Raw genomic sequence first — 19,864 nt, 5'->3', positions numbered from 1 at the left:
CCTAGTTGGTACCGGCGCGCTGTTTCCAGGCGATTACGCGCCTATTTCCCCTGCATGGCCCCAGCCGGGTCGGATGTGACCCGAGTCTCACCGGCTCCGGCACTTCCGGACAATCCAGGCATATCGAGTAGGACGGGCACCTTGCGCTCCCCGCTGTCGTCGAACGCGATGGTCGGGTCGGGCTCGTCGGGAGCGTTCACGAAGGACACGAACCGCGACAGTTTCGCGGGATCGTCGAGCACCGCCGCCCACTCGTCCCGGTAACCGGCGACATGCCGGTCCATCGCCGCCTCCAGCTCCGCGGCGATGCCGAGCGAGTCCTCGCAGACCACCGCCTTCAGATACTCCAGTCCGCCCTCCAGCGCCTCCTGCCACGGCGCGGTGCGCTGCAAGCGATCGGCGGTGCGGATGTAGAACATCAGGTAGCGGTCGATGTACCGGATCAGCGTCTCGTCGTCGAGATCACCGGCCAGCAGCACCGCGTGCCTGGGGGTCAGGCCGCCGTTGCCGCCGACGTACAGGTTCCAGCCGTGCTCGGTGGCGATGACGCCGACATCCTTGCCGCGGGCCTCGGCGCATTCGCGGGCGCAGCCGGAGACGGCCAGCTTCAGCTTGTGCGGCGAGCGCAGCCCGCGGTACCGCTTCTCCAGCAGCACCGCCATGCCGACGGAATCCTGCTGGCCGTAGCGGCACCAGGTGGAGCCGACGCAGCTCTTCACCGTGCGCAGCGCCTTGCCGTAGGCGTGCCCGGACTCCATGCCGGCGTCGACGAGCCGCTGCCAGATCAGCGGCAGCTGCTCCACCCGCGCGCCGAACAGGTCGATGCGCTGGCCGCCGGTCACCTTCACGTACAGCCCGAAATCCTTGGCGATGCTGCCGATCTCGATGAGCTGATCGGCGGTGACCTCACCGCCGGGCATCCGCGGCACCACCGAATAGGTGCCGTTCTTCTGCATGTTGGCCAGGAAGTGGTCGTTGGTGTCCTGCAACGCCGCCTGCTCACCGTCCAGGATGTGCTCGCTGGAGGTGGAGGCGAGGATCGAGGCCACCGCCGGCTTGCAGATATCGCAGCCCATGCCGCGGCCGTGCCGGCCGATCAGCTGCGAGAAGGTGCGGATGCCGGTGCTCGCCACGATGTGGAACAGCTCCTGCCGTGACTGGTCGAAGTGCTCGCACAGCGCCTTCGACATCGCCACGCCGGACTGTTCCAGCAGCTTCTTCAGCATGGGAACGCAACCACCGCAGGAGGTTCCGGCCTTGGTGCAGCTCTTGATCGCCGGCACGTCGCAGGCGCCGTCGTGGATCGCGCCGACGATGGCGCCCTTGCTCACGTTGTTGCAGGAGCAGATCTGCGCCTCGTCGGGCAGCGCGTCGGCGCCGAGTTCGGCCCCGGCCGGTGAGATCAGCGCCGCCGGTTCGGCGGGCAGTTCGCTGCCCACCAGCGGCCGCAGCGCCGCGTAGGCCGACGCGTCACCGACCAGGATGCCGCCGAGCAGGGTCTTGGCATCGTCGGAGACAACGAGTTTGGCGTAGGTGCCGCGGGCCGCGTCGTGCAGCACCACCGACAGCGCGCCCGCGGTGACGCCGTGCGCGTCGCCGAAGCTGGCCACGTCGACGCCGAGCAGCTTCAGCTTGGTCGACATGTCGGCACCCGGGAATTCGCCACTGCCGCCGAGCAATCGGTCCGCGGCGACCTCCGCGGTCGAATAGCCCGGGGCCACCAGGCCGTAGCAGCTGCCCTCGACCGCGGCCACCTCGCCGACGGCCCAGATGTGCGGATCGGAGGTCCGCATGCCGAGATCGGTGATCACGCCACCTCGCGGGCCGACCTCCAGACCCGCGTCGCGGGCGAGTTGGTCGCGCGGCCGGACGCCCGCCGAGAAGACCAGCAGCGCGGCGTCGATCACCGTCTCGTCCGAGAGCGTGATCCGAAGTCCCGCACCGTCTTCCACCGCCTCGACGGACGAGGTGCCGACGCCGGTGTGGATGTGCAGGCCGAGATCGCGCACCAGCCCCGCGAGGATGGCGCCGCCGCCCTCGTCGACCTGGGCCGGCATCAGCCGGGTGTTGTACTCGACGACGTGCGGGGTCAGCCCGAGCAGCCGCAGCGCGTTGGCGGCCTCCAGCCCGAGCAGCCCGCCGCCGACGACCACGCCGACCGCGCCGGGCCCGGCGGCCTGTGCGGCGGCCCGGATACCGTCGAGATCGTCGATGGTCCGGTACACGAAGCAGCCCGGCAGATCGTGGCCCGGCACCGGCGGCACGAACGGGTACGAACCGGTGGCCAGCACCAGGGCGTCGTAGCCGACGATGTCGCCGGTGGAGGTGGTGACCTTGCGGGCGGCGGGGTCGACGCTGTCGGCCCGCACCCCCACCCGTAGATCCACCAGATCGTCACCGGCGTACTCGTTGCCGGGCAGGGCCAGCTGCCCGGCATCCCAGCTGCCCACGTAGGACGACAGTCCGACCCGGTCGTAGGCGGCGTACGACTCCTCGCCGAGGACCACCACCTGCCAGTGGCCGTCCGCGTCGCGAGCGCGCAGCGCCTCCACGAACCGGTGGCCGACCATGCCGTGACCGGCGACGACCACGGTCCTGCGGCGGCCGGGTTCCACTGTGGCGTTCATGCTCTGTCCTCTGTGGGTCGAAAGTGGATCGGGTCGGCTCTCGGTCAGTGCGCGGTGTCCGGCACAGCCGTTGCGCCGCTGCGGGATTCGGCCTCCAGCACCAGCGTCTCGGCGGCGCTGACCACCGTGCCCGGGACGGGAACCTCGACGACCTCGAGGGCCGTGGCGCGGCCGCTGGGCCGGCGCAGGAACACCGCCCAGCAGACCACCGCGCAGAGCAGGTAGAACGCGGTGAACACCCAGAACGCCGTGGTGGCCGACTTGGTCGCGGAGTACGAGGAGCGCAGCACCAGGTTGATGCCCACGCCGCCGAGCGCACCGATCGCGCCGACGACACCGATCAGGGCGCCGGAGGTGTTCTGCGACCAGGCCGCGCGGGCGGCCGGATCCAGTTGCAGGCTGTGCGATTTCGCCTCGAACACGGACGGGATGATCTTGGTGACCGCGCCGTTGCCGATCCCCGACACCACGAACAACGCGATGAAGCCGATCACCAGGGCCACCATCACGCCGCCCTTGGGCGCGTGCTTGTGCCCGTCGGCGACGGCGCTGGCCGACGCGACCACGATCGCGGACACGGTCATCGCGAGGAAGGTGTACAGCGTGACCTTGCTGCCACCGATGCGGTCGGCCCACTTGCCGCCGTACGGCCGCGACAGCGAACCGAGCAGCGGCCCGATGAACGCGATCTGCGCGGCGTGCAGCGCGGCCGCGGGCACCTTCGCGCCACCGGCGATGAAACCGATCTGGAGCACCTGGCCGAAGGCGAACCCGTAACCGATGAACGAACCGAAGGTGCCGATGTAGAGGAAGGCGATGGCCCACGACTGCGGCACCTTCAGCGCGGTCAGCATGAAGCGGTAATCGGCCTTCTGATTGCGCACGTTGTTCATGTTCAGCGCGGCGCCGACCGCCGCCAGCACGATCAGCACCAGATACACCAGGCAGACCACCGAGGCGTGCCCGTAGGCGCTGCCCATCGCGGCGATGACGGCCAGGCCGATCAGCTGGATCGCCGGCACGCCGATGTTGCCGCCGCCGGCGTTCATGCCCAGCGCCCAGCCCTTGCGCCGCTGCGGGTAGAACACGTTGATATTGGCCATCGAGGAGGCGAAATTGCCGCCGCCGAGCCCGGCGAAGGCCGCCACGATCAGGAAGGTCGTGTACGAGGTGTGCGGCTGGTTGATGAAATACAGCGTCAGCAGCGTCGGGATCAGCAGCGCCAGCGCGCTGAAGATGGTCCAGTTGCGGCCGCCGAACTTCGCGGTGGCCACGGTGTAGGGAACTCGCAGCACACCGCCGACCAGGGTCGGAATCGCGCCGAGGAAGAATTTGCCGGCCGGATCGATGTGGAACACGTCGGTGGGCATGAACAGCACCATCACCGACCAGACGGACCACACCGAGAACCCGATGTGCTCGGCGAACACCGACCAGATCAGGTTGCGGCGCGCGATGGCCTCACCGCCCGCCTCCCAGGCTTCGACATCCTCGGCGTCCCAATGGTCTATGTCGTGATTGCGTGGCAGCGTGGACAACTCGGGCCTCCTGAAATCCGGTTGCCCCACGGTAGGAAACGGGTATTGCCGCGATGCTGCGCGAAATCACCGGTGAGTCAACGGTTGCTCACCCGGATTCGGGGGCGCCGGTGAGGGAGCGGCCATTGTTTCGCCTGTGTGACACCGACGTTTCCGTGCGTCAGGAAATGCCGACAGTGCCACGGCGGATCGGTGAGGTGCGCGAATTCCTGTGTTCTCGCCCACATTCGATGGCGCTCGACTGCCATATTGCCCCCGGCCTCACCGCTCGGCAAGTCCGGCGCTGAGCCCTCCGCGCGCCGTCCGATCGGGCGTCAGCGGGCGGCGACGACGTGCAGGGTGTCCTCCAGCAACCGCGGTTTGCACGCCTGCCACCCGGCCACCAGCAGCACCACCTGCACCGCCGCCAGCAGGGCGAACGGCGCCACCCAGCCGCCGGTGATCCCGTGCAGCACCCCGAACAGCAGCGGGCCGACACACGCGACGGTGTAGCCGACGCCCTGGGTGAAGCCCGACAACGCGGCCGATCCGGCCTGGGTGCGACTGCGCAGATTGATCAGCGTGAGCGCGAGCGGGAAGGTGCTCGGCCCCAGCCCGAGCAGCAGCACCCACACCAGCGGCGCCGCCATCGGCGCCAGCAGCAGACCCGCGAAGGACGCGAAATAGCAAGCGACACAACCGATCACCAAGACGAACGGATTGCGCATCCGAGCGGCCAGCGGCGGTGCGGTCAGCGCCGACAGCAGGCCGACCAGGGCGAAGATGCCGACCATGCTGCCACCGAAGGCAGCGCCGGCCCCGGCATCGGTGAAGATCTTCGGCAGCCAGGTGAACATGGCGTAGGTGGTCAGCGAGGTCATACCGAACATGCCGGCCATCCCCCACGCCACCGGCGAGCGCCACACCGCGCCGACAGGCGGGGTCACCGGAGCGAGCTCCGCATTCGTCCCAGGAGCGAGCTCCGCATTCGTCCCAGGAGCGAGCTCCGCATTCGCCCCAGCAGCGAGCTCCGCATTCGCCCCAGCAGCAAGCGCCGCATCGGGCCTCGTTCCCGGCCCCGGGGCGGGCACCGCGTCCAGCGCCGTGCGGTCCACCAGATCCCGGCCCCTGCGACGGCGCAGCACCCCCAGCCACGGCAGTACCGCCACGAACGCGAGCAGCGCCCACATTCCCAGCGACACCCGCCAGCCGTGCGCCTGCGCCACCGGCACCGCGACCAGCGCCGGCACCACCGTGCCCAGCTGCACCATGGTGATGTAGACCGAGCTCAGCACCGCGAGCCGATCCGAGAAGTATCGCTTGACCAGCGGCGGGATCACCACGTTGCCGACACCCATGCCGGCCAGGGCCAGCGCCGAGAAGCCCAGCAGCTCAACGGTTTCCGGCACCACGGCCCGGATCACCTGTCCGGCCCCGGCGGCCAGCATCGCCGCCAGCACCGTACGCTCCGGCCCCAGCCGCCGCACCAGGATCGGGGTGAGCAGCCCGGCGAGGGCGAACATGGCGGTCGGGATCATCCCGAAGACGCCGACGATGCCCGTCGAATAGCCGATGTCGTCGCCGATCCGCTCGGCCAGCGGTGTGAACGCGGTGACGGCGGTGCGCAGGTTGAGCGCCGAGAGCACGATCGCGACCAGGACGAGTACCCGCCCCTCACGGAGAGCGGGGCGGGTCAGGGCAGGGGAGGTCCGGCGATCGGCGGTTACGGTCACGTAAAAATCATAGGATGATTGGACGACCTGAAGCAACGGATTTCCCGCACGGTAGGCTGTGACGCGTGCAACCCGTCCGCCGCACCAGCCTCATCGCGCAGGTCACCGAGCAGCTGCGCGCCGAGATCCGCTCCGGCAGCTGGCCGGTCGGCTCCCGCATCCCCACCGAACCGGAGCTCACCGAGCTGACCGGCACCGGTCGCAACACCGTGCGCGAGGCCGTCCAGGCCCTCGTGCACGCCGGCATGCTGGAACGACGGCAGGGCTCGGGCACCTACGTCATCGCCATCTCGGATCTCGGTGGCACGCTGGCCAAATACTTCGCCGACGCCCAGGCGCGCGATGTCCTCGAACTGCGGCAGGCGCTGGACACCACCGCCGCCCGGCTGGCCGCCCAGCGCCGCGACAACACCGATATCGCCTCGCTGCGACAACTGCTGGAGGACCGCCGCCGGGCCTGGGACGAAACCGGTGTCGAGGCACTGGAAATCGACGTGCAGCTGCACCGGGCCATCGTGGTCGCCAGCCACAACGCGGTGTACCTGGAGTTCTACGATTCGCTGCTGCCGGTGATCGAACAGGGCATCCGGGTCAACATCGCCCGCGCCCTCGGCCCGTACCACAAGGAGCACACCGAACTCGTGCAAGCGGTGATCGACGGTGACCCGGACCGGGCCGCGCGGGCCGCCAATTGCTTCCTCGGCCTGCTGATCTCGGAATACAACGACCGCTAGACCATCAGGCGGACCATATCGGCGGTGCGGGCCAGCCCCGCGAACGCCTCCGGGGTGGAACGCGGATGCAGCGCGTGCACCGCGAGCCGGAACATGACCGCGCGCAACAACATCTGCGGCCACTCCGGCAGATCGGTCCAGCGCCGCAGCAGGCCGTCGTCGGCGCCGCCCCAGGACAGCGCGTCGACCACGATCACCCCCGCGGCCCAGGGGGCGGGCCGCCAATACGGGGTGATGTCGGTGAGGCCGGGCCCGTCGTCGCCGGCGAACAACACCGTCCCGAACAGGTCGCCGTGCACCAGCTGCGGCGGCGTGTGCACCGGCTTGCGCAGGGTGGACAGCTGCGTCAGCATCTGCAGGCTGCGCCGGCCGTCCGGCGAGGTAGCCGGTTGCATGCCACCGAGTTTCAGGGTGCGCAGCGGCACCGGTTCCCAGGCCGCCCGGTCGGCGGCGGCGAAGACGTCGACATCCGCCCACGGCGCGACCGGCGGCTGCGACAGGAACCGGGGGCGCTCCAGCGCCGCGGTCGCCCGGTGCAGCCGCAGCGACACCGACACCACCTCGTCGTGCCGGGCGTCCGGCATGCCGTCCAGGTAGGTGTCCGCGCGCCAGCCCGACACCACGTAGCGGCCGTCGGTGGCACGCACCGGGCGGGCCAGGCGCAGGCCGTCGACCTTCAGGTTCTCGCGCACCTTCGCCGACCAGGCCGCGCGGGCGTGGTCGGCCACCGGGCTCAGCACCACGTCACCGCAGCGCCATCCGCCCTCCCAGTCGCCGAGCGCGACCGGCGTCACCTCGCGAAGCCCGAACGTGCCGCGCACGTGCTCGGGAGGTTCCACAGAAGTCACGGACCGTACCGTATCCCGGACGCCTGTCCATCCACGGTAGCCGCGCCGGGCTGCTACCGCGGGGGCGTCAGTACACCGGCAGCGACGGGTCGACCTGGTTGGCCCAGGCCAGGATTCCGCCCTGCAGGTGGGTGGCGTCGGAGAAGCCGGCCTGTTTGAGCGCGGCCAGCGCCTCGGCCGAGCGCACGCCCGACTTGCAGTGCAGCACGATCGGGCGGTTCTGCGGCAGTTCCGACAGGGCCTCCCCGGAGAGGATGCGGTCCTTGGGGATCAGGGTGGCGCCCTCGATCCGGACGATGTCCCATTCGACCGGCTCGCGCACGTCGATGATCGCCACGTCCTTGCCGGCGTCGAGCATGTCCTTCAGCTCGCGCGCGGTGATCGTGGAGCCGATCGCGGCGGCCTGGCCCTCCTCGGACACCACCCCGCAGAAGGCGTCGTAGTCGATCAGTCCGGTGATCGGCTCCCGGGCCGGATCGCGGCGCAGCTTGATGGTCCGGTAGTTCATGTCGAGTGCGTCGTAGACCATCAGCCGGCCCAGCAGCGACTCGCCGATACCGGTGATGAGCTTGATGGCCTCGGTGACCATGACCGAGCCGATCGACGCGCACAGCACACCCAGCACGCCGCCCTCGGCGCAGGACGGGACCATGCCCGGCGGCGGGGCCTCCGGGTACAGATCGCGGTAGTTGATGCCGCGACCGTCCGGGGCGTCCTCCCAGAACACCGAGACCTGGCCCTCGAAGCGGTAGATCGAGCCCCACACGTACGGCTTGCCGGCCAGCACGGCGGCGTCGTTCACCAGATAGCGGGTGGCGAAATTGTCGGTGCCGTCGACGATCAGGTCGTAGTCGCGGAACAGCTCCACGGCATTGTCCGGCTCCAGCCGGATCTTGTGCAGCTGCACAGTGACATTGGAATTGATCTCCACGATGGAATCGCGCGCGCTGTCGGCCTTGCTGCGGCCGATATCGGATTCACCGTGAATGATCTGCCGTTGCAGATTCGACGAGTCGACCTCGTCGAATTCCACGATGCCCAGCGTGCCGACGCCCGCGGCCGCCAGGTACAGCAGCGCCGGCGAGCCCAGCCCGCCCGCGCCGATCACCAGGACCTTGGCGTTCTTCAAACGTTTCTGCCCATCGACACCGACATCGGGGATGATCAGATGCCGGCTGTAGCGGGCGACCTCGTCCCTGGTCAGCTCCGCGGCAGGCTCCACCAGGGGCGGCAGGGTTGCTGGTGACACGTTTCTCGGACTCCTCGAATCGACTTCGTTCGGCGCACGTGGCTGTGAACGCCACACGTGCAACGCCACGAATCGGATCGTTCTTCCCCACCATGGTGCCGCACGGCTAGTTGCGCGGATACGGCCAGGGGTTGAAGCGGCACTTCTTGCCGTCCATGGGCACCACGCCCTCGGGATCGAGGGCCGCGATGTCGTCGTTGGCGACGCCGAAGGTCTGCTGCATCATCACCGGCGCCAGCCCGCCGTCGCTGCCGCACGGCTGGTGGTCGTGATAGCCGATGGCGTGCCCGACCTCGTGATTGATCTGGTACTGGCGGTACGAGCCGACATCCCCGTCGAAGGCCACCGCGCCGCGCACCCAGCGCACGTCGGAGAGCACCACGCGGCCGTCGTCGGAGTTGTAGCAGGACGAGTCGATGGGGATCTCGAAACCGCAGAGCTGCCGGGTGGTCTGCCGCGAGGCGAGTGAGATCCGGAAGTCGGGGGTGCCGCCGGCGATGCGCTGGAAACCGAAGCGGGGATCGTGGATCCAGCTCTTCGGATTGGCCAGCGTCGCCTCCACCATGGTCGCGACGGATTCGTCGCCGCCGATGTCGGAGGTGTCGACGCCGTTCTCCACCTCGAGGGTGTAGGTGAACAGATGGGTCTGCGCCGCGCCCACCTGCGGGGTGACCCCGGGGACGAGATGCCAAGTGCCCGCACCGGACTCGGTGTACGGGCCGCCGGCGGGCAGCGAGCCGGACAGCCTGCCGGCGAAACTGCCGTCGCCCTTGGGCGGTGCGCCGATGATGCCGGCCTTGTCGGCGTGCCCGCTGAGCCGGCCCACCGCGGGCGCCGCGGCCGCACCGGGCTGATCCACCCCGCGCACCGCGTCGACCACCACCAGCACCGTGATCACCGACAGCACCGGTAGCGCGTAGGCCCGCCACCCGTAGGTGGCGACGAATCGGCGTAGCCGGCCCGGCTTCGCGACGTCCGGTTCCGGCAGATCTTCCGGCAGTGGGTCCCAGCGCGCTTGCAGCGGTTCCCCAGGCGGGCAATACCCGGCCGGGTCCGGTGCCCGTTGGTCGGTCACCCCCTCAGAGTCTCACAACCAGCGGCGTCGCATTCCGGCACCCGGCCCTCGATGCGCTACGGTGGCACCTTTCCCCGCGGAAATGCGACATATGCCGCAATCACAGTTACTGGCCGATTGCCAATGGCCGGGGCCGTCGAGCGTCCCGAACACCGCCGTAACCCACACCGCCGGACACCTCGATGCCGTAAGCTGCGGCCGCGGTGGCCTCGAGCACCAGCGCGGCGTCACCTCATGCGGGTATTGTTCATGGGATACCCCCTGGAGAATCTGCAAGGGTTGGCACCCACCAACGGGAAAGATTTGGGAGAAGCGAAATGACCGACCTCGTGGACCGGGGGACATCGCATCGACTGTCGTCCGAGGCCATGGCTCCGAACAAGCGCGGTACGCGCCTGCCCCGCGACGCGCGGCGGGCACAACTGCTAGCGGCGGCCAGCGAGGTCTTCGTGCTACGCGGCTACCACGCAGCGGGCATGGACGAGATCTCGCAGTGCGCGGGTGTCTCCAAACCCGTGCTGTACCAGCACTTCTCCAGCAAACTCGAACTGTACCTGGCGGTGTTGCAGAGCTACATCGACGTGCTGGTCTCCAGCGTGCGGCAGGCGCTGCGCTCCACCACCGACAACCGGCAACGGGTGCGCGCGGCGGTACAGGCGTACTTCGACTTCGTCGATCACGAGACGCAGGGCTTCCGGCTGGTCTTCGAATCCGATCTGACCAGCGAGCCGCAGGTGCAGCGCCGGGTGGAGCAGGCCACCGAGGCCTGTGTGGACGCGGTGTACGACCTGGTGTCGCACGATTCCGGACTGGACCCGTACCGGGCCCGCATCCTGGCCGTGGGGCTGGTGGGGGCGAGCCAGATCACCGCCCGCTACTGGCTGGAGGCCGACCGCCCCATCCCGAAGGAGGAGGCGGTCGACACCACGGTCGCGCTGTGCTGGGGCGGGCTGTCGCACGTGCCCACCCGCGGCCCCGGGCAGCGGGACTAGACGGCGGCGAACCCGACCCGGCCGCTGGTGGTGCTGCCGATCTCGATGTAGGCGACCTTGGCGGCCTGGATCAGGTACTTGCGGCCCTTCTCGTCGACCAGCGTCAGCACACCGCTGCCGCTGCTCAGCGCTCCGGACACCGCCGACTCGACCTCTTCCTGGGTCTGCGAGCTCGCGATGACGAGTTCGCGCGGGCTATCCGCAATGCCGATCTTGACCTCCACGGCCAACCTCCTACTAGGTGTGCTTGGTGTCCAGTTGCTGGTTCGTCCCAGGCTAGTGCAGTGGCGGGGCGGGCCGTTATCGGCGCAGGTGCGCTGTCAGCGAACGGATCCCGCGCCGCGTGGGCGGGGCCGGATCAGGCCAGCCCCAGCGCCCGCATGCGCTCGGTGTGGCGGGTCTGCATGTGATCGAACAGCGCCGCGATGCCGTTCAGGTCGCCGGAGACGCCGAGGACCAGTTCGGTCAACTCGTCGCGCTGGGCCATCACGTACTGGGCCTGGGTGATCGCCTCCCCGAGCAGCCGACGGCCCCAGAGGGTGAGCCGGTCGCGCTCGGAGCGGCTCACCGCGACCGCGCGGCGGACCTCCTCGACCACGAATTCGGAGTGGTTGGTCTCGGCGAGCACGTCGCGGACCACACTCGACACCTCGGGGGCCAGCGAGGCGGCCAGAATCGTGTAGAAATCGGCGGCGATGCCGTCGCCGACGTAGAACTTGACCATCGACTCCAGCCATGTCGACGGGTCGGTGGAGCCGTGATAGGCGTCCAGCGCGCGCACGAACGGCGCCATCGCGTCGAAGGCGTCGACCCCGCGCGCGGCGAGCGCCTGCTCCAGAGTCTGGAAATGTTCCATTTCGGCGGCGGCCATCTTGGCCGCCGCCACCTTCCCGCGCAGCGTCGGCGACAGCTTGGCCTCCTCGGCCAGCCGATAGAACGCCGAGATCTCGCCGTAGGCGAGCACGGCGAACAGATCGGTGACGCCGGGATGGTCGGCGGGGATGCGGGCTTCGGGTTCGTCGGACAGGGGCGGCGCGGCCGGCGGGTTCACTCCCATACCGTCCACCCTAACCGCCGGTACCTCGCCCCGGCACCCCGGCAGGGCCGCCGGAATTCGCGAAATGCAGCGAATTCCCGTGCGCCACAGCATCGCCACCGTGCTCCGCGCGGGACAGTTACCGTGCGCGGCGAGCGGCTGTCACCGACAGTCGCGGGAACCCGATCCGGAGCCGCTCGCAAAACCGCCCCTCATTTGCGGGTGGCGGAAATCGGGTGCGGAAAGTTATCACGCTACAATCTCCATGGGCAACGAAAATTTCGGCTCACAGACGCCGGCTCGCCGATCGAGCCGGAGCAGCCGAGCAGGGGTTGATCGTTACCCGCGAAAATGTGCGCGCACCAGATCCGCGACACCGTCGCGCCGCGCCGGCCGGCGCCCTTCACCGGGCCCGTTGCGCCGGACCGCGGCGCCCGCCGCCCAGCGTGGTTGCCCCGAGGCACCGCGTGCGGCCGGCACGAATGCCGGGAACGGCACAGGCGGGAGAACCGCCGGATCCGTGGTACGCCCTGGTGGCAAGCCGTCCGATCGTGGACCGGCCGCCGTCGGTGCTCCCCACACCTCGTGCGCGCGAGATGCGAGAACACGAGGAAGGCACGAACCTGAGCAAGATCACCATCGAACCGGAGCCCGGTCTGACCGACACGCTGCTGACAGCGGAACTCGACCCGACTCACACCGCACCCACCTTCGCCGAGCTGGGCGTTCGCCCGGAGATCGTCCGCGCACTGGGCGAGATCGGCATCGAACGCACCTTCGCGATCCAGGAACTCACCCTGCCGCTGGCCCTGGCCGGCGAGGATCTCATCGGCCAGGCCCGCACCGGCATGGGCAAGACCTACGGTTTCGGCGTGCCGCTGCTGCACCGGGTGGCCACCACCGGGTCCGGCACCACGCCGCTGGACGGCACGCCGCGGGCCCTGGTCATCGTTCCCACCCGCGAACTGTGCATCCAGGTCACCGACGACCTCGAGAAGGCCGCCAAATACCTCAGCAGCAGCGCCGGCCCGCTGCGGGTGACCTCGATCTACGGTGGCCGCCCCTACGAGTCCCAGATCGCCGCGCTGCGCTCCGGCGTCGACGTGGTGGTCGGCACCCCCGGCCGTCTGCTGGATCTGGCCGAACAGCAGCACCTGATCCTCGGCAAGGTCGGCGTGCTGGTGCTCGATGAGGCCGACGAGATGCTCGACCTGGGCTTCCTGCCCGATATCGAGCGCATCCTGACCATGGTGCCGGAGAACCGCCTGAGCGGTCAGGGCCCGGAGGCGGCAGCCCGCGTAACCACGGAGGGCACCCGTTCAGGCGGCATCAGATACCGCCAGACCATGCTGTTCTCGGCCACCATGCCCGGCCCGATCATCACGCTGGCCCGCACGTTCCTGCACAAGCCGACGCACATCCGGGCCGAGGAGCCCAGTGATTCGGCCGTGCACGACCGCACCGCGCAGTTCGTCTATCGGGCGCACGCGCTGGACAAGAGCGAGTTGGTCGCGCGCATCCTGCAGGCCGAGACCCGCGGCGCCACGATGATCTTCACCCGCACCAAGCGCACCGCGCAGAAGGTCGCCGACGACCTCGCCGAGCGCGGTTTCGCCGTCGGCGCGGTGCATGGCGATCTGGGCCAGGTGCAGCGCGAGAAGGCCCTGGACAAGTTCCGCAAGGGCAAGATCGACGTGCTGGTCGCCACCGACGTGGCCGCCCGCGGCATCGACATCGACGACGTCACGCACGTGCTGAACTACCAGTGCCCGGAGAACGAGAAGACCTACGTGCACCGCATCGGCCGCACCGGCCGGGCCGGGCGCACCGGCGTCGCGGTCACCCTGGTCGACTGGGACGAGCTGAACCGCTGGGCTTCGATCGACTCCGCCCTGGGCCTCGGTATTCCGGAGCCGGTCGAGACCTATTCGCGCTCGCCGCACCTGTTCTCCGAACTCGGCATCCCCGAGGGCGTCACCGGCGTGCTGCGCCGCACGCCGCAGCGCGAGGAGGACGCCGTGGTGGTGGAGCGCGAGCCCCGCGCCACCCGCGCCCGCTCGCGGCGCCGCACCCGCGGCGGCCAGCCGATCGATCAGCCGGAGGGTATCGAGCCCACCGACCAGGTGCGCACCGACGCGGATGACGCCGCCGTCGACCCGGAGGGCACGGACAAGCCCCGTCGTCGCCGTCGCCGCCGCCGCACGGGCAGCGAGGCGGAGGATGTCACCGCCGTGGAGACGGGTGCGGACACCGACGCCGGCACCGTCGACACCGACGGCGACGAGGACATCACCGCCGAATCCGACGGTGAGGCCGCGGACAAGCCGGCCCGTCGCCGGCGTCGCCGCCGCAAGCCGGCCGGCGCTGACGACGCCGACACCGCGGCCGAGGCCGACACCACCGTCGCCGCCTCCGCCTGATCCGAACGACGACGCTGCCCCGGACCACTCGATCCGGGGCAGCGTCGTCCCCGCACTCCCCCACGGCGCCCGACACGATCCGCCGAGGTCGCCCGCGCTGCCGCGGGGTCGGCTCGGACGCTGTGCCGTACGACTGCGGGGCGGGGCCGGTCGGCGCGGTCATGACGATGCGGTGTCGGCCGAGTCCGGGTGAACGGCGGCATTCGAAGACCGGGGCGGGATCGGATAGGCTCGCTGACGTGCTCGTACCCGAACGGCGGACGCGCGCCGACCTCGTTGCCGCAGCCGTGATCGCCGTCGTCGTGGTGGTCCTGGTGGTCGTCGTGTGGGCGAAAAGCGATGCGCGCGCGACGGTCTCCGAGCCGGCGGGGCGTGCCGCGGCCCCGGCGGCCGCGGCCGAGCGGCTGCCGCAGTCGCTACACGAGCTGTGGCATGCGCCCGACGGCGCGGCCGATCGTGCGCTGGCGGTCAGCGGGGTCGCCGTGACGGCCGACGACGGGACGCTCACCGGCCACGATCCGGTGACCGGTCACCAACTGTGGAAGTACCAGCGGGACATGCCGCTGTGCGGCGCGGAGACCCAGTACGGCGCGGTGATCGCCACCTACCGGGACCGCCGGGGGTGCAGTCAGACCACGCTGCTGGCCGCCGACACCGGGGCGCGGCGCACCGCGCGCAGCAGTTTCATGGACCAGCAGGTGATCTTCTCGATGGACGGCACGTACACCGTCGCGCAGGGGCCGGACCGGCTGGAGGTGTGGCGCTCGGATCTGGTGCGCACGCTGGAGTACGGCTACGTCGACGCCCCGGTGAATCCGCGCACCCAGCCCCGCAAGGGTTGCCGATTGTTTTCCGCCGCATCCAGTTCCACCCGGCTGGCGGTGCTGGAGCACTGCCCGGACGACCCCGCCGACCGGCTCACCGTGCAGAACCCCGCACCCAAGGACAGCACCGTGCCCGAGGAGTACGGCTCGCATGTGCTGACCGAACCCGGCGCCGCCGTCCCCGGCGCCCGGCTGATCGCGGTGTCGGAGAATCGGGTCGTCCTCTATCTGCCCGGAACCGATACCAGCGCACCGGAATTCGCCGTCTACGACGCGTCTGCGAATCTGGTGACGACCCACCGGCTCACCGCCGCGCTGTCGGAGAACACCACCGTCGCGCGGGTCGGCTCGGCGTTCGCCGTATACACCGGCAACAGTGTGATCGCCTTGAACGCAACGACTTTCGATCCGATGTGGACCGCCGCCGACGCCCTCGGCACACCCGCGCTGATGGCCGGGCAGCTGCTACTGCCGGTCACCGACGGGATCGCGGTGCTCGATCCCGCCACGGGTGCGCAGAACTCCAGAATCCCCTTGCAGCGTACCGACTATCACGGCGAATTGATCACCCTCGCGGCAACCGGATCGACCGTCCTGGAGCGCCGCGGTACCGAGCTGTACTGCGTCGGGCAGCCCTGACCGGTAGCGCTCGATCGCCTGGAGCGCCGCGACACCGAGCCGGCGGGCGGCGTGAGCCGCGCCGGCCGATGACGCGGGATGCGCCCGTCGGGTCAGCTGCGCACGCTACGCTTCGCCCTGACGTTCTGTTGCGTTGCAGGACAGGAGATTCGGCACCGGCGCAAGTCCGGGCAGCCCGATGCGACGCGGCCGCGGGCCGGTCAGCGGCGGGTCGTGGGCGGGCGCAGGCCGAGGTGGTCGCGCAGGGTGGCGCCGGTGTAGGCGGTGGGGTACGAACCCCGTTCCTGGAGTTCGGGAACCAGCCAGTCGACGATCTCGTCCAGGCCGGTGGGCACCTGGTAGGGCGAGATGTTGAAGCCGTCGGTGGCGCCGTGGCGGACCCAGCGGGTCAGCTCGTCGGCGACCTGGCCGGGAGTGCCGCGGAAGCCGGAGCGGAACGAGGTGGCGACGGCCACCTGGCGGAGGGTGAGGTGCTGTTCCTCGGCGAGGGCGCGCCACCGCTGGGCGATCTCGAGCCGGTTCTGGCCGTCGCGCTGGGCGCCGCGGGTGCCGGAGATCGCCGAATCGACCGGATCATCCTGCGGCAGTGGGCCGTCCGGGTCGAGATCGGAGAGGTCACGGCCCCACACCTGACCCACCAGCGACAGCGCGGTGGCGCCGGTGATCTGGTTCTCCAGCACCCAGCGGACCTTCTCCTCCACCTCGGACTGCTTCTCCGCCAGCACGATCTGGGTGCCGGGCAGGATCCTGATGTCGTCGGCGGGGCGGCCGTTGCCGGCCAGGCGGCGGCGGATGTCGCGGGAGAAGTCCAGGGCCTCATCGAAATTCGTGCCGTAGGGCGAGAAGATGACCTCGGCGTGGGCGGCGGCGAAATCGCGTCCGGCCGGGGAGACACCGGCCTGGAAGATCACCGGATGGCCCTGCGGACTGCGCGGCAGCGTGGGTGTGATCGAGACGCGGAAGTGCGCGTTGTCGCGCTCCACCGGGCGGATGTCGCCCTGCAACCAGGCCGGGCTGTGCCGCGACGGCGCGATCGCGTTGTCGGACCACGAATCCCAGATCTCGCGGGCGACGCGGAGGAATTCGGCGGCCCGCTCGTAGCGCAGCGCATGATCGAGATATCCACCGCGGCGGAAGTTCTCGCCCGTCCAGGCATTGTCGGTGGTGACGGCGTTCCAGCCGGCCCGGCCGCCGCAGAGCACATCCAGCCCGGCCAGGCGCCGGGCCAGGTCCGCGGGCTCGTTGTAGGTGGTGTTCTGTGTGGCGACCAGACCGATCCGCTCGGTGATCCCGGCCAGCGCCGCCAGCTGGGCAATGGCATCGGGGCGGCCGGCGATATCGGTGTCGAGCAGTGTGCCGTCCTGCTCCCGCAGCCGCAGACCCTCGCCGAGGAAGAACGCGTCGAACAGTCCGCGTTCGGCGGTGGTGGCGACCCGCCGGAAGGTCTCGAAGTCGATCTGTGAGCCGCTGGCCGGATCCGACCAGATGGTGGAGTGGTTGACGCCCTGGAAGAAGATGCCGAAATGCACTCGGGCGTCCGGGAACGGCACCTCGCCGGGCCCGGTGGCCGCCGCGTGGTCGTCGGTCATCGGCTGTGCTCCTTCGCATATCGGTTGGCGGGCCGGGACAGGCCGAGATTCGCGCGCAGCGTCGACCCCGGGACCGGACGCTGGATCAGGCCGGCGCGCGACAGTGCGGGCAGCACCAGCCGGTACAGCACGGGCAGTTCCTCGTCGACGACGGCCGGATGCAACCGGACCCCGTCGAGATCACCGGACAGTTCGGTGATCAACGCCACCAGCTCCGCCGCCGCGCCGGTGAAGCGCAATCTGCCCGTGTCCGTGGCACTCTCGTGCCCGTCGAGTTCGGCCAGCCGCTGCGCGGCGGTCGCCGACGGGGTGTCGAGCGCCACCTCCAGATCGGCGACAACCAGTGTCGCACCGGCGATCCGGGCGGCATCGGCGGCGGCGACCGTCGCCTCCCGCGTCGCACCGCGCACCACCACCACGTCGACATCGCCGGGCTCGTAGCCGAACACCACGACCTGCCCCTGCGGCGGCCGCGGCACGATGGCGGGCCCCTTCACCGAGAAGGTCTCCCCCACGAAGTCGATGTAGTGCAACCGATCCCGATTCAGGAACCGGCCGGAGGCGTAGTCGCGGACCACCGCGTCGTCCTCCCACGAATCCCACAGCCGCCGCGCGACCTCGACGGAATCCACCCGCTCCCGGCGTATCTCGTCGGCCGTCGACCGCGGCGCCGCACCCCAGGCGCGGGCGGCGGCCGGATCGTCGGCAACCAGCCAACCGGCCCGGCCGCGCGAGGCATAGTCCAGCGTCGCCAGTTGCGAGGACAGATGGAACGGCTCGGCATAGGTGGCCGCCGCCACCGGCACCAGCCCGAGCGTGCTGGTGGTGGCCGCGACGAACGTGGCGCGAGTGGTGGCATCGACCCGCCCGGCCGGCCCCGATTCGGGCGGCAGGATCGAATCGTCGAAGGTCGCGAACGTGAACCCGGCATTCTCGACAGCGGTCACCCGGGTACGCAACGTGGGCCCGGTCAGCAGCCGATCCGGCTCGTGCGCGGCCCGCCGCCACGCGGCAGGGTGGTACCCCTCCCCGTCCAGCTCGATCCCGACCACGAACGGATACGTCCGCGCACCGCTGTCGCTAGCCATAGGTACGACTCTCATCGAACCACTCCCCCAGCACCATGCTTTACCTCACCCTGATCCGAACCCCCGCACCCCCAGCCTATCTCGACCACACCACCACCAACCGGACCACGAGCCCGGACGACCTGCCCCGATGCACGGCAACGCATACAGGCCGCGAGTTCGGCGACCAGCGCCGGTGAGTGGTTCACTGCCTGAGGACGGACAGTATGCGGGCGAGAGGATTTCGTCGGTGGCCGGGGTGGACCCAGTCGGCGAGGTCGGTGATGACGGCCGGGTCCACATGGTGGGGGTTCTGGTAGTCGGCGGGCGTGGACGGGCCGGTTCCGGTGAAAAGCATGTGGTCGAGGGGGTCGTGTACCCGGATGGTGACGTTCGGGCGGTGGGCCAGTCCGGTACGCCAGCGGGCGAGGTCGTCGGTGACGGTCACCTGGTAGTCGCGGCCGCCCTGGATGATCAGGATCGGGCGGTCCAGGGCCGCGGCGGTTGCCACCGGGTCGTAGGCGCGTAGGTCCAGCCAGTAGGTGGCGGGCCAGCCGAAGAGGAGATCGGCGGCCGGGGTGTCCGGTGACAGTTCGGGGGCGTCGGTCACGGCGGCCTGGGTGGCCACCGATTCGACTGCGGCCGAGGCGGTTTCGCTCGGTTCGAGGTCGGCCAGGTAGCGGGTGACGCGGACGGCGGCGCGGGCGAGCGGGACGGTGTCGCCCGCCAGGATCGCGACACCGGCGATCGAGGGGTCCGCCGCGGCGACCCGCGGGGCGGCCTTGCCGCCGCCGCTGTGGCCTACGACGAACACCCGCGCCGGATCCACGCCGGGCTGTCGTTGTAGCAGGCGTACTGCCGAGATGGCATGCGGCACATACTCGTCGGCCATGGTGAAGCCGGGCTCGGTGGCCGCCTCGCCGTGTATCAGGGTGAGTTTGTCGAAGCGCAGGACCGCGATGCCGCGGGCGGCGAGACCGTATGCGAGATCCTTGAAGGGCTTGTTGGGGCCGGTGGTGGCGTCCCGGTCGGTGGGGCCGGAGGCCAGTAGCACCACGGCGGGGTGCGGGCCGCGGCCGCGGGGCATGGTCACGGTGCCGGGGACGGACCGGGGTGGTTCACCGACGGCTACTTCGTGGTCGGTGTGGTTGCCCCGGGCGTACGGGGGTGGCGTCCAGTCGCCGTCTGCGGCGGCGAGGCGGAAACCGTGCAACTGTCCCGCGGTGTCGACGGCGAGTACCACCGTCAGGCCGCCTCGAGCGCAGGTGACCGGGATACGAACGCGCACAAGGTTTTCCGCGGCCGGTTCGGGCCGACCGGCGGACACCCCGGCGACCGGGCCGACGCGGGCCAGTTCGCCGGTCCACGCGACGGCGACCGTGCGCGCGGAGACCGCCGCGCGCAGCCGTGGCGCGAACATCGCCTCCAGCTCGTCGAACCGACCGGCCCGCAGCAGCGCCACGGCGGATTCGGCCGCCGCCACCGGATCTGTCGACGTCGTCATCGGCCACACC

The 19,864-nt window shown here is 70.2% G+C and carries 15 protein-coding genes; 4 read left to right on the top strand and 11 right to left on the bottom strand.

Annotation, left to right across the window (positions count from 1 at the left end; translation table 11 throughout):
• Positions 1 to 41 precede the first annotated feature (41 nt).
• From nirB to LBW94_RS07785, 3 genes are all read right to left on the bottom strand, one after another.
• Positions 42 to 2,627, bottom strand: a complete 2,586-nt coding sequence (gene nirB / locus LBW94_RS07795) for a nitrite reductase large subunit NirB (RefSeq protein WP_225055206.1) — start codon at positions 2,625 to 2,627, stop codon at positions 42 to 44.
• 44 nt (positions 2,628 to 2,671) lie between these two features.
• On the bottom strand, positions 2,672 to 4,165 hold the full coding sequence (locus tag LBW94_RS07790) for a nitrate/nitrite transporter (RefSeq protein WP_225055204.1): 1,494 nt from the start codon (positions 4,163 to 4,165) through the stop codon (positions 2,672 to 2,674).
• 314 nt (positions 4,166 to 4,479) lie between these two features.
• On the bottom strand, positions 4,480 to 5,877 hold the full coding sequence (locus LBW94_RS07785; RefSeq protein WP_225055202.1) for an MFS transporter: 1,398 nt from the start codon (positions 5,875 to 5,877) through the stop codon (positions 4,480 to 4,482).
• Positions 5,878 to 5,942: 65 nt separating this feature from the next.
• On the opposite strand from LBW94_RS07785, the gene LBW94_RS07780 reads away from it, so the two are divergent.
• Positions 5,943 to 6,611, top strand: a complete 669-nt coding sequence (locus LBW94_RS07780) for a FadR/GntR family transcriptional regulator (RefSeq protein ID WP_225055200.1) — start codon at positions 5,943 to 5,945, stop codon at positions 6,609 to 6,611.
• On the opposite strand, the gene LBW94_RS07775 is transcribed toward LBW94_RS07780, so the two are convergent.
• The 3 genes from LBW94_RS07775 to LBW94_RS07765 form a co-directional block, all read right to left on the bottom strand.
• A complete protein-coding gene (locus LBW94_RS07775; RefSeq protein WP_225055198.1) occupies positions 6,608 to 7,459 on the bottom strand; it encodes a TIGR02569 family protein in 852 nt (283 codons plus the stop codon). The genes LBW94_RS07780 and LBW94_RS07775 overlap by 4 nt on opposite strands.
• 67 nt (positions 7,460 to 7,526) lie before the next feature.
• Complete coding sequence (gene moeZ / locus LBW94_RS07770; RefSeq protein ID WP_225055196.1) at positions 7,527 to 8,708, bottom strand: adenylyltransferase/sulfurtransferase MoeZ; 1,182 nt, start codon at positions 8,706 to 8,708, stop codon at positions 7,527 to 7,529.
• Between the two features lie 106 nt (positions 8,709 to 8,814).
• Complete coding sequence (locus tag LBW94_RS07765; protein WP_225055195.1) at positions 8,815 to 9,783, bottom strand: DUF3152 domain-containing protein; 969 nt, start codon at positions 9,781 to 9,783, stop codon at positions 8,815 to 8,817.
• A gap of 317 nt (positions 9,784 to 10,100) precedes the next feature.
• Here LBW94_RS07765 and LBW94_RS07760 point away from each other — a divergent pair, with 317 nt between their 5' ends.
• Positions 10,101 to 10,775: a TetR/AcrR family transcriptional regulator gene (locus LBW94_RS07760; protein ID WP_225055193.1), complete on the top strand. Its 675-nt coding sequence runs from the start codon at positions 10,101 to 10,103 to the stop codon at positions 10,773 to 10,775.
• Here LBW94_RS07760 and LBW94_RS07755 read toward each other — a convergent pair.
• Complete coding sequence (locus LBW94_RS07755) at positions 10,772 to 10,999, bottom strand: DUF3107 domain-containing protein (protein WP_225055192.1); 228 nt, start codon at positions 10,997 to 10,999, stop codon at positions 10,772 to 10,774. The two genes, LBW94_RS07760 and LBW94_RS07755, sit on opposite strands and share 4 nt — an antisense overlap.
• Positions 11,000 to 11,133: 134 nt before the next feature.
• Positions 11,134 to 11,832, bottom strand: a complete 699-nt coding sequence (locus tag LBW94_RS07750; RefSeq protein ID WP_225055190.1) for a ferritin-like fold-containing protein — start codon at positions 11,830 to 11,832, stop codon at positions 11,134 to 11,136.
• A gap of 575 nt (positions 11,833 to 12,407) precedes the next feature.
• On the opposite strand from LBW94_RS07750, the gene LBW94_RS07745 reads away from it, so the two are divergent.
• Positions 12,408 to 14,231, top strand: a complete 1,824-nt coding sequence (locus tag LBW94_RS07745) for a DEAD/DEAH box helicase (RefSeq protein ID WP_225055605.1) — start codon at positions 12,408 to 12,410, stop codon at positions 14,229 to 14,231.
• Between the two features lie 239 nt (positions 14,232 to 14,470).
• The gene (locus LBW94_RS07740) at positions 14,471 to 15,694 is read left to right on the top strand and encodes a PQQ-binding-like beta-propeller repeat protein (RefSeq protein ID WP_225055188.1); all 1,224 of its coding nucleotides are present in this window, start codon (positions 14,471 to 14,473) and stop codon (positions 15,692 to 15,694) included.
• Positions 15,695 to 15,894: 200 nt separating this feature from the next.
• Here the strand turns inward: LBW94_RS07740 and LBW94_RS07735 are convergent, their stop codons facing one another.
• The 3 genes from LBW94_RS07735 to LBW94_RS07725 all read right to left on the bottom strand — a co-directional run bounded on the left by LBW94_RS07735 (position 15,895) and on the right by LBW94_RS07725 (position 19,854).
• Positions 15,895 to 17,283: an NtaA/DmoA family FMN-dependent monooxygenase gene (locus LBW94_RS07735; RefSeq protein WP_225055186.1), complete on the bottom strand. Its 1,389-nt coding sequence runs from the start codon at positions 17,281 to 17,283 to the stop codon at positions 15,895 to 15,897.
• Positions 17,280 to 18,371 carry an LLM class flavin-dependent oxidoreductase gene (locus LBW94_RS07730; RefSeq protein ID WP_225055184.1) on the bottom strand — a complete coding sequence of 364 codons (1,092 nt, stop codon included), beginning with the start codon at positions 18,369 to 18,371 and terminating at the stop codon, positions 17,280 to 17,282. The genes LBW94_RS07735 and LBW94_RS07730 overlap by 4 nt, the downstream gene beginning before the upstream one ends.
• 184 nt (positions 18,372 to 18,555) lie before the next feature.
• Entirely contained in the window at positions 18,556 to 19,854 is a 1,299-nt protein-coding gene (locus LBW94_RS07725) for a serine aminopeptidase domain-containing protein (RefSeq protein WP_225055183.1), read from the bottom strand.
• Between the last annotated feature and the right edge of the window lie 10 nt (positions 19,855 to 19,864).

Origin of the sequence: Nocardia sp. alder85J, from assembly GCF_020176955.2 — a bacterium.
Classification (GTDB): domain Bacteria; phylum Actinomycetota; class Actinomycetes; order Mycobacteriales; family Mycobacteriaceae; genus Nocardia.
Note: the sequence above shows the minus strand (reverse complement) of the source record. Positions and strands in the feature narration are given on the sequence as shown.